The following is a 9,366-nucleotide window of genomic DNA, read 5'->3' on the forward strand; positions in this document are numbered from 1 at the left end:
TCTTGTGAAATGATAATGCAAGAAGTGTGCCAACATAAGATACTTCTTGGTGAAGGGACTGGTGAACATTTAATGAATTATTTTTCCGGAAATCTGGAACGGACAGGGAGCAAGTCCTCGAATTTCATAGAATAGTTTTCTGATAATTCCGTCTAACAGAGGGTTATCCGCATTAAAGATTCCTAGAATCAAAATAGTCCAGAAATCTGGAATGCATTCCGGAATTCTGGACTATTTACACCTATACAATTCCATATTTCTTTAACTTTTCGTACATGGACGATTTACTGATGCCAAGAGCGTTTGCTGCTGCTATTCGGTCATTATTATATTTGCTCAAGCTTTGTGACAGAATCCGTTTCTCTGTTTCCTCAAGGATATCCTTCAGATTCTTTTTTCCAACCGGATATACAGCCGTTTCTTTCATATAATCCGGCAATGCTTCTGTGTTAATGGTTTCATTGCTTGTTAAGTGAATGGACGCCTCGATTACATTTTCAAGCTCCCTGATATTTCCCGGCCAGCTGTATTGATGAAACTTTTCTAAGACTTCCTCTTCAATTGCACTTATTCTTTTTCCAGATTTCTTCGTTATTTTCTTGATAAAGCTGTCGATCAGAAACGGTAAGTCCTCCATCCTGTCGCGCAAAGATGGAACCATGAACGGCACGACATTAATCCGATAAAATAGATCCTCCCTAAAACGCTTTTCCTCCATCATTTTTTCGAGCGGTCTGTTAGTTGCAGCAATAATCCGGACATCCACTTTAACCGGAGAAGTCGATCCAACACTTTCAATCTCGCCTTCCTGCAGGGCACGCAATAGCTTCACCTGCATATTAAGAGGCATATCCCCGATTTCATCCAAAAACAAAGTCCCTCCATCGGCGAGCTGAAATTTCCCCTTTTTACCGCCCTTTTTCGCTCCTGTAAAAGCTCCCTCTTCATAGCCAAACAGTTCAGACTCCAACAGATGTTCAGGAATGGCCCCGCAGTTAATTTTTACAAATGGCTGATGGCTTCTGTTGCTTAGCTGATGAATGCTGTGGGCAAACAGTTCTTTCCCAGTCCCGCTTTCCCCGCGGATTAAAACGGAAATATCGCTGGCTGCCACCATTTTCACCTTTTCTTTCAGACTGTGAATCTGGCTTGAGCTTCCCAATATATCATCGAGGCTGTATTTTACACTTGGATCAATTCCCTGGATATAGCTCTGGATTTTTGTCAGCATGCTCTTTACATGGCTGTTCATCTGCATCCATTCCTTTGTATCTCTAAAGAAAACCGTCCCGAATGCGCCAATTACCTCGCCATCAGAAAAAATGGGAATACGGTTCGCTATCATATAGTTGCCTCTTATAAATTGCAGGTCCGCAATTTCTTCCTTGCCTGATTCTGCCACCAGATGCATTCTTGAATTTTCAATAACCCCGGATACATGCTTCCCCAGAACCTGTTCCCTCTCCACCTCAAGGAAATCGCAATAATTTTTATTAATGTAAATGATCGTTCCTTCTTTATTTACAACGACAAGCCATCCAAAGGCATTTTCTACAATGGTTTCAACCATTTGAACAGGCAAATCAAATAATGCACTTTTCATTTTTGATCCCCTCATTTAGGACATTCTAATAGTATAAACTCCATTTTATCATATTCTTCTGACAACAAATTCATTTCAATAGGTATTCTAATTGCTTTTACTGTCCATACCATTAGTAATCTGCGAAAGACACGGGAGGTGTTTCAGCTGAAAGGCATATATCTGATCAATCCTCACTGGCAATCTCTAAACAAGTCCAAAGAAGAATGTATTCAGCTGCAAAAACAGGCACTGGAATCCTATATTGAGAACCATAATATTTATACAGTAAAGCTAAATCAATGGCAGCTGAACGACTACTACACCATTCCACATGCCCTATTGTATGATTTGAAGAAAAAGAAAGCAGAGCTGGATATCCTTCTTCTTTATTCTGAAGAGGTCTTTGAAGACTTTATTAATTCTTATCCGGCGAGATGGCTGATTCTGAAAAGCTTCTTCAATGAGGTTGTATTTTGCACTAACCAAAAAGAGAACTCTCTTGAAGGCGCAGGTTAAATTAATTAATTGAAACAGTAAAACCTGCAGCTCAAAACTGCAGGTTTCTTTCTTTCGCTTATTCTTATGATGCATGCGCCAATTCTTTAGACTCCTTTAATTTCCGGTCATATACAAGAGTCGTCAGAATGGCAAAAACAAATAGAACCATTAATACAGCAAACAGCATGGAAATTCCATAAAGATCCACCAGGATCCCCCCCAGTAAAGGGCCGATCATTCTTCCGCCTGTAGCTGTGCTGTTTACGATTCCCTGGTAAAACCCTTCTCTTCCTTTAGGTGCAAGCTGGTTGGCAATGGTCGGTACAGCTGGCCATATCAGCATTTCGCCTACTGTAAGAATAACCATGCTAGTGACAAATGCGGAGAACTGTTCTGCGGTCGCTGCAACAGCAAACGAGCCAATAAATATAACCATTCCCGCGACCATCTGAATCTTTAATGTTTTAAACCATTTTACTATTGCGCTGATAACCGGCTGCCCCAAAACAATCAGGGCTCCATTAATAGTCCACAGCAAACTGTATTGCTTTAAAGAAATGTTCAGCTCCTGTGTATAAGCGGCAATAGTCGATTGCCATTGGACATATCCAACCCAGCACAATAAATAGCCCGCACATAAGATGAGCAGCGCATAAAGCTTGGTATGATTTTTAACCATGCCATTTTCCTGAAGAATGGAGGTCTGCTGACCGGAAACTGTGTTTATTCCCCGGTAGCCAAAAACGGCAATCAATAAAAAAATGATATACATGACAGTATTGGCCAGAAAAATTAATTGAAAAGAGTACGAGGCTACAAGACCTCCAAGAGCAGCACCAATGGCAACGCCGGCATTCTGGGCTACATAGATGGCATTGAAAGCTTTGCGGCCTCCCTCTTTCCAGACTGATCCGGCCATCGCAAACATCGAAGGAAAAACAATCCCCGATCCAAATCCCACAAATGTGAGAAACACCACATAGGCAGGCCAGCCATGCCAAAAGGTCAAGCCGAGGAGCGCCATAACCGTAATGACAATTCCAAGAAGAATCGAACGATAGCCGCCTATTTTATCATAGAGGCTCCCCCCAATTAGATTTCCTGCGACACTGGCCGCTGCGTTCACCATTAGAACCAGACCCGCTACCGATAAAGATTTTCCTAAGTGGTCATGAATGTAGATGGTATTAAGAGGCCACAAAAAAGAAGATCCGGTTACATTCACTGCCATCCCAATAATTAAAAGCCATAAGGTCCGCGGCATAAGATAACGCCCCTTTTTTCGTATAATTTATGTTTAGCCGGTACATTATCTCCCGGACACTATTTCGAAATCCAAAATAATTTTAGTCGGTTTTTCCTGTCCTTGCAATAGGTTTTCAATCGATTTTAATAGACAGAATACTTCATCTTTTCCACATAAAAAGTAAAGCCCCGATCCTTGGTGGATCGGGGCCTTGCCACAATTATTTATGAAGATTGTTCCGGTTCAGGATGGAATTTTGATTTAACAGGCTGACCGCCTGATTTTTCATATTTCTTTTTCGACTGCTTTACCGGATCGTAATCCCGTCCTAATTCAACATCCTGGCTATTGGCGCCATTCCGGGTCTTTTGTTCAGGATTGTTTTGTTTTGAACGCTTTTTCACCATCTATGGATCACTCCTTAATGAGGAAGAATTATCATCTGATTTTGGAGCTGCTGCAGCTGGAGCCTCATCCGGTGAAGCTGTTCCCGCTGCTGGGAGTTGGCGCTATGGGCCATCTGGGTTATATCATTATAGGCAGCTTCCAAAGACTGAAGCGCATTGGAGTATTCAAAATCATTATAATGCTCCTGCGTTCTTCCCGATTCAAACTGCTCCTGCGCAAAACGGATTGCATCCTCACACTGCTGAAGAAGTGTATCCATTGATTCACGGGTTGCCATGGTATGTTCCCCTCCTTGAAGAATGGGTCTAGAAGCTTGCATGCTTCATAAATTAGTTTGTTCATTCTCCGTAATCCTTACCACTGTATTTCCTGCCAATTCCCCTTTTATAAGGTTTTGCGTCATGATAAGATTAATTTTATGAAAGCATTCATAATGATTTTCATCATATAGATTATTCTTTGATTAAGGAGGGATGATTGTGGAAAAAGTGAATCCTTTTCCATATGCATCCGATAATAAACGGTACCATACATGGAATTATCATTTGCGCAATGAATTTGGGCATAAGGTTTTTAAAGTGGCACTTGATGGCGGCTTTGATTGCCCAAACCGTGATGGCACGGTCGCACACGGAGGATGTACGTTCTGCAGCGCCGCAGGTTCGGGGGACTTTGCCGGGAATCGCACTGATGATTTGGACACACAGTTTAATGCAATCAAAACAAAAATGCATCATAAATGGAAAGACGGTAAATATATGGCCTATTTTCAGGCTTTTACAAATACACATGCCCCTGTTGAAGTGCTTCGTGATATGTATGAGCGGGTGCTTGAGCAGGAAGGGGTTGTCGGGCTGTCTATTGCGACCCGCCCAGACTGCCTGCCTGATGATGTAGTTGACTATCTGGCAGAGCTTAACAAACGGACCTATCTCTGGGTAGAGCTTGGCCTGCAGACTGTACATGAAAGAACTGCCCTTTTAATTAACCGCGCACATGATTATCAGTGCTATGTGGAGGGAGTAAACAAGCTCCGCAAACATGGAATCCGCATCTGTTCCCACATCATTAATGGGCTTCCGCTTGAAACACCGGAAATGATGATGGAAACCGCTCGGGAAGTTGCGAAGCTGGATGTACAGGGAATTAAAATCCATCTCCTTCATTTATTAAAGGGAACCCCGATGGTTAAACAATTTGAAAAGGGCATGCTTGAGTTTCTGTCTCTTGATGAATATATAAATTTAGTATGTGACCAGCTGGAAATTTTACCGCCGGAAATGATTGTACACCGCATCACCGGTGATGGGCCAATCGACTTGATGATCGGGCCAATGTGGAGTGTCAATAAGTGGGAAGTCCTTAATGGCATTGATGCAGAATTAAAGCGAAGAAACAGCTGGCAAGGTAAATTTTACAATCCAATCCAAGTGGAGGCATTGTCATGAAGCTTGAAAGAATCTTACCATATGCAAGACAGCTCCTTGAGAAAGCAGTATCACCTGGAGATATCGTTATTGATGCCACTCTGGGCAACGGACATGATACCGTATTTCTGGCTGATCTGGTGGGACCTAACGGCAGAGTTTATGGATTCGATATTCAGGAAGAGGCTGTCCTGAGCACAAAAACACGCCTGACTGATCACGAACTGTCAGACAGGGCTACCCTTTTCAATACAGGCCATGAACACATTCTTGAGAATGTACCTCCTGTCCACCATGGAAAAATTACAGCGGCCATATTTAATTTAGGGTACTTGCCCGGGGGCGATAAAGATATTGTCACCCGTCCGCAGACAACCATTTCTGCCATAGATCAGCTCCTAGCATTGATGGCTCCGGAAGGGATTATTCTTTTGGTGATTTATCACGGCCATATAGAAGGTGCTGTAGAGCGCGATTACCTGCTCCGATATGTCAAGCTGCTGGACCAAAGCCTCGTCCATGTTTTGCAGTATCAGTTTATTAATCAAAAAAATAACCCGCCGTTTATCGTTGCAATTGAAAAACGTTAATATGATGTAAAAGCCTGCAAAAAAATTGCAGGCTTTTGCTTATTTCACAAAAACTTTTGCAAATCCGGAAGGCAGCATCTTCTGTACTGTCCGGTAAGCCCTTCCATTCACATAAAAGAAATAGCTCACCATTCCGCCTGTCCTGATCATGCTTTTGGCTAATCTTCTGACATTCCGCTGCTTCCGGACCTTATCATCAGATAGATAGACCCCCAGCAGGCCGCGATTAATCAGTTTATGGAAATGCTTATGAGGCAGCTTTTCCGTATGCTTGTCTGCCTCTGCAACAAAGTGCTTCAATCTCGAAAACAATCTCTCTTCGTTTTCATAATAAAAGCAGAAATTCAAGTCTCCCCCGGCTTTGTCCTCTTCCTGATCAATCAGATAATCAAGCAGAATGTGAAGGCCCTGGATGTAAGGAAAATATCCATTTCTTATATTTACCGCATCCTCTGCTTTAAAATCATCTCTCAGTGCGTAGGAAACAAGGCAGAAAATCCCAAGTGTCGAACCCGAGCAGGCAGAAAACTCATACCATTCCATCTCAGGTATATCTGAACGATATTGGCCGAACCAGTTTTGCAGCCGGGGTACTCGTTCTTCGACCGCGACATGCTTATGTATTTGCAGATCACAATAGTAACGGCATAATTCGAGCAGATGTCTTTTTATATGGGGGTATTGCTCGAGACTCGACAGCACTTCCCTGCAGGAAGCTGCTAAATCTGCAAGATAATTTCCATCATCCTGCTCACTTCTCAGCCGGTAATAATTTTTTCCTGCTGCGTCAATATCCAGTGCATCCTCCATTGACTCATGAAGTGCGGCAAAATCTCCGGGATCAAGCGAGGTGCTCCGGTCGCAAAGATTGTCCAAATAATCACTGATTGTCTGATATGCGACAATGAACTTAATCGCTTGTTCATATTTTCCCATTGCCATCAATGACATAATAGCTCCGCCTTCACAGTGGAAGGTTTTATGTTCAATGCTGGCAAGAGCCTGCTTTCTTAACTCCGGATCGGGAATTGCTTCCGCCCGGCTCCTCCAGTATGCAAGCTCCTTATGGACAGCAGGCAGAACCTTCCGGTAGACATGTGACATCAAGCTAATTGGCATGGAAGGGACACTCATGACAGCAATACCTCCTTTTGATCAGGTCTGTGAATATTTTAAGGAAATCATTAAACCACATAACCCAGCGCCTTTAATTGGCTGTTCACGAAATCCTTCGCATATTCAAATACCTCTTCACGTTCAGGTTCATTGAAGACTTCATGGTAGCACTTTGGCCATTCTTTGAACCTTTTTTCTGAGAAAGGCGCAAGGTTAAACCATTCTCTGACAGTTGTTTTATTCACGATTTTATCAACGCCGCCCTGAACTACGAGAAGGGGTACATCCTGGATATTATCAAGATTCTCAAAGGCCAGCTTCATGGCATAAACAAGTTCCCTGTACCATCTGACCGAAACCTTTGTCACATACAGTGAATCATTTAAATCAGCATCAAGGACATCCTGATTACGCGTCGCCATGTCCACTGACAAACCTGCATCCATTTTCAGGCCGGGCATCACTGAATTGAGTCCAAGCGATAAAAAGTTCAGTAATTTCGAAGGCTGCTGAACTAAACCTAAACAAGGGGATGATAAAATCACTCCAGCGAGATTCATTCTTTCTTCCTGCAGCAGACGGATGGCAATCAGGCCGCCCATGCTGTGTCCCAAAAGAAAAACCGGCAATTCAAATTCACAGGCAGCCTGTACCCAATCTTTAACTTCAATGATATATTCATCAAAGGAATCAATATGGCCCCTTCTGGATCTTGTAGTCATTCCCTGGCCGGGAAGATCTCCCATAATGACATGGAAACCGGCCAAGCGCCACATTTCAATCAGCCAGCCATAACGGCGGTGATGCTCCATTGCCCCATGAACCATGACAATAACGCCTTTTGCCTCTCCTTCAGTTTCCCACTTCCACATAGTCAATCCTCCCAGCTTTTTACGTACGATCTTATGTAAATATATTATAGCCTAGATGCAAAAATTGTTCATGAATCTGCCCCTTAAAAAACTCTTTTACCAAAATAACGTTTATCCAGCCTCATATGATAAAATCAAAATAATCCAACTAAATACAGGAGTGTTTTTCACATGATCTATCCATATAAAGATAAAGAACCTAAAATTGCAGAATCCGCATTTATTGCAGATTTCACTACCATTACCGGAGATGTTGAAATTGGGGAGGATTCCAGTGTCTGGTTCAACTCCGTCATACGCGGGGATGTAGCACCAACTATCATCGGCAGGAAGGTCAATATCCAGGATAATTCCGTCCTGCATCAGAGCCCGAATAACCCGCTGATATTGGAAGACGAAGTAACAGTAGGCCATCAGGTAATCCTTCATAGCTGTATTATCCGCAAGAAAGCTCTAATTGGGATGGGCTCGATTGTCTTAGATCAGGCAGAAATCGGGGAGGGAGCATTTATTGGGGCAGGCAGCCTAGTTCCGCAGGGAAAGAAAATTCCGCCCAATACACTAGCATTCGGCAGGCCTGCAAAAGTGATCCGTGAACTGACACCGGAAGATATAACAGATATGGAACGGATCAGCAGGGAATACGCTGAAAAAGGCCAATACTATAAGTCTTTGCAGAAAAACCCAAAATAACTCTCCAGCCTTAATAGAATGGGAAATAGGCCGATATTAAATATAAGGCAACAGTTATTGGCGGGTGAAGGAATTGAAGATTTATATCGGGGCAATTGTTCTATTCATATTATTAATAGTGATATTCAGAAAAACCATAGTAAAAACAGCACCCATGTTTTTACTTGTCTTCATCCTTGTTTCTGCAGCATTTGTTTATGCCAACCTTGCAGGAAGCAGTCCTCCATCAGCCGTGAACACAATAAAATCATGGCTGTCTGAACCAGCTGAAAAAGCAACTGTTTTCCTTGGAAACAGCACGTCAGTTATTAAGATCAAGGAAAAAATAATTATAGATGCGCCCGCAATCAATCAGTTCCCAGAGCTCCCCAGAGGATGCGAAGTCACGAGCTTATCCATGCTCCTCTATCACGCGGGGATCCAGGCAGATAAACTGACATTGGCTAAAGAAATAAAGAAAAATCCTGAGCCTTACCGTGTAGAAGACGGAAAAATCTATTTCGGACATCCGAATGAAGGCTTCATAGGCGATATGTATTCCTTTGATAATCCCGGGCTTGGTGTTTATCATAAACCCATACAAGAGCTTGCGGAAAAGTACATGCCCGGCTCCATTGAAGACCTTACCGGATCCGATTTTGAAGACTTAAAGATTCATTTGTCAGATGGCAGACCTGTATGGATCATTATCAACACAGCCTATAAACAGCTTTCTGATGACCTTTTTCAGACCTGGCATACTCCGAGCGGAAAAATTCAGATCACCTATAAAGAGCATTCTGTCCTGCTAACAGGCTACGATCAGGAATTCATGTACTTCAACGACCCGCTCACAGGTGAGAAAAATAAAAAAGCACCCATAAATGATTTTGAAAAAGCATGGGTGCAGATGGGCAAGCAGGCTATTACCTATATCCCATAAGAAAAGCGG

At 42.8% G+C, this 9,366-nt stretch carries 11 protein-coding genes; 5 read left to right on the forward strand and 6 right to left on the reverse strand.

Annotated features, from left to right (window positions below; all coding sequences use genetic code 11):
- Positions 1-241 precede the first annotated feature (241 nt).
- A complete protein-coding gene (locus CHI10_RS11930; RefSeq protein WP_095244501.1) occupies positions 242-1,603 on the reverse strand; it encodes a sigma-54 interaction domain-containing protein in 1,362 nt (453 codons plus the stop codon).
- Positions 1,604-1,741: 138 nt separating this feature from the next.
- On the opposite strand from CHI10_RS11930, the gene CHI10_RS11935 reads away from it, so the two are divergent.
- Positions 1,742-2,101 (forward strand): hypothetical protein, encoded by a 360-nt coding sequence (locus CHI10_RS11935; RefSeq protein WP_286137326.1) that lies wholly within the window; start codon positions 1,742-1,744, stop codon positions 2,099-2,101.
- 64 nt (positions 2,102-2,165) lie between these two features.
- Here CHI10_RS11935 and CHI10_RS11940 read toward each other — a convergent pair whose 3' ends face one another.
- From CHI10_RS11940 to CHI10_RS11950, 3 genes are all read right to left on the reverse strand, one after another.
- Entirely contained in the window at positions 2,166-3,347 is a 1,182-nt protein-coding gene (locus CHI10_RS11940; protein WP_095244502.1) for an MDR family MFS transporter, read from the reverse strand.
- Positions 3,348-3,553: 206 nt separating this feature from the next.
- Positions 3,554-3,733 carry a glycogen biosynthesis protein GlgD gene (locus CHI10_RS11945; protein ID WP_179289020.1) on the reverse strand — a complete coding sequence of 60 codons (180 nt, stop codon included), beginning with the start codon at positions 3,731-3,733 and terminating at the stop codon, positions 3,554-3,556.
- A 17-nt stretch (positions 3,734-3,750) separates the two neighbouring features.
- Positions 3,751-4,014: a YtzC family protein gene (locus CHI10_RS11950; RefSeq protein ID WP_048007820.1), complete on the reverse strand. Its 264-nt coding sequence runs from the start codon at positions 4,012-4,014 to the stop codon at positions 3,751-3,753.
- Between the two features lie 196 nt (positions 4,015-4,210).
- Between CHI10_RS11950 and mnmL the strand changes: the two genes are divergently transcribed.
- Complete coding sequence (gene mnmL / locus CHI10_RS11955) at positions 4,211-5,185, forward strand: tRNA modification radical SAM protein MnmL/YtqA (RefSeq protein ID WP_483294953.1); 975 nt, start codon at positions 4,211-4,213, stop codon at positions 5,183-5,185.
- Positions 5,182-5,754: a tRNA 5-(aminomethyl)-2-thiouridylate-methyltransferase MnmM gene (gene mnmM / locus CHI10_RS11960; RefSeq protein ID WP_095244505.1), complete on the forward strand. Its 573-nt coding sequence runs from the start codon at positions 5,182-5,184 to the stop codon at positions 5,752-5,754. Before mnmL ends, mnmM begins: the two co-directional genes overlap by 4 nt.
- A 39-nt stretch (positions 5,755-5,793) precedes the next feature.
- Here mnmM and CHI10_RS11965 read toward each other — a convergent pair whose 3' ends face one another.
- Together CHI10_RS11965 and CHI10_RS11970 are read right to left on the reverse strand one after the other, a co-directional pair.
- Positions 5,794-6,888 (reverse strand): tetraprenyl-beta-curcumene synthase family protein, encoded by a 1,095-nt coding sequence (locus tag CHI10_RS11965; protein ID WP_095244506.1) that lies wholly within the window; start codon positions 6,886-6,888, stop codon positions 5,794-5,796.
- Between the two features lie 50 nt (positions 6,889-6,938).
- A complete protein-coding gene (locus CHI10_RS11970; protein ID WP_095244507.1) occupies positions 6,939-7,742 on the reverse strand; it encodes an alpha/beta hydrolase in 804 nt (267 codons plus the stop codon).
- Between the two features lie 171 nt (positions 7,743-7,913).
- Between CHI10_RS11970 and CHI10_RS11975 the strand changes: the two genes are divergently transcribed.
- Positions 7,914-8,435 carry a gamma carbonic anhydrase gene (locus tag CHI10_RS11975; protein ID WP_095244508.1) on the forward strand — a complete coding sequence of 174 codons (522 nt, stop codon included), beginning with the start codon at positions 7,914-7,916 and terminating at the stop codon, positions 8,433-8,435.
- A gap of 73 nt (positions 8,436-8,508) precedes the next feature.
- The gene (locus CHI10_RS11980) at positions 8,509-9,357 is read left to right on the forward strand and encodes a C39 family peptidase (protein WP_095244509.1); all 849 of its coding nucleotides are present in this window, start codon (positions 8,509-8,511) and stop codon (positions 9,355-9,357) included.
- Positions 9,358-9,366 lie beyond the last annotated feature (9 nt).

The sequence above is a fragment of the Bacillus sp. 7894-2 genome (assembly GCF_002272225.1).
GTDB lineage: Bacteria > Bacillota > Bacilli > Bacillales > Cytobacillaceae > Cytobacillus.

Coding starts and splice junctions, on each gene's coding strand:
- CHI10_RS11930 (WP_095244501.1), bottom strand. CDS start 1,603: ATGAAAAGTGCATTATTTGATTTGCCTGTTCAAATGGTTGAAACCATT.
- CHI10_RS11940 (WP_095244502.1), bottom strand. CDS start 3,347: ATGCCGCGGACCTTATGGCTTTTAATTATTGGGATGGCAGTGAATGTA.
- CHI10_RS11950 (WP_048007820.1), bottom strand. CDS start 4,014: ATGGCAACCCGTGAATCAATGGATACACTTCTTCAGCAGTGTGAGGAT.
- mnmL (WP_483294953.1), top strand. CDS start 4,211: ATGATTGTGGAAAAAGTGAATCCTTTTCCATATGCATCCGATAATAAA.
- mnmM (WP_095244505.1), top strand. CDS start 5,182: ATGAAGCTTGAAAGAATCTTACCATATGCAAGACAGCTCCTTGAGAAA.
- CHI10_RS11965 (WP_095244506.1), bottom strand. CDS start 6,888: ATGAGTGTCCCTTCCATGCCAATTAGCTTGATGTCACATGTCTACCGG.
- CHI10_RS11970 (WP_095244507.1), bottom strand. CDS start 7,742: ATGTGGAAGTGGGAAACTGAAGGAGAGGCAAAAGGCGTTATTGTCATG.
- CHI10_RS11975 (WP_095244508.1), top strand. CDS start 7,914: ATGATCTATCCATATAAAGATAAAGAACCTAAAATTGCAGAATCCGCA.